The 273-nt window shown below is 37.7% G+C and carries 1 protein-coding gene; it reads left to right on the top strand.

Annotated features, from left to right (window positions below; translation table 11 throughout):
- Positions 1-273, top strand: a 273-nt coding sequence (locus tag QOS03_RS09335) for an IS3 family transposase (protein ID WP_283576198.1), incomplete at both ends; no start/stop codon positions are given.

Here is a 273-nt window from a genome sequence, read left to right as displayed (position 1 = left end):
GATGATGAACAAGCAGAATTACTTAAAGCCATTTTGGAATTGGAAAAAAAGCATAAGTGGACCTTGGGTTATTTAGGTATGACGACGCAACTAGCTTTTGAAAATAAATTGGATTTCAAGGCCGGCTTAAAGCGGGTTACTAACTGCATGCGAAATCACGGGATCAAGGCAAATATCCGTAAGAAGAAGCATAATTGGATTAAACGTCACGAGGAATACATCAATGACAACTTACTTAATGAGCAATTTGATCGTCAGAACAAGAATGAGGTT

This window comes from Limosilactobacillus pulli, assembly GCF_947381555.1.
Taxonomy (GTDB): Bacteria; Bacillota; Bacilli; order Lactobacillales; family Lactobacillaceae; genus Limosilactobacillus; species Limosilactobacillus pulli.
This window is presented reverse-complemented; position numbering and strand designations above follow the sequence as displayed.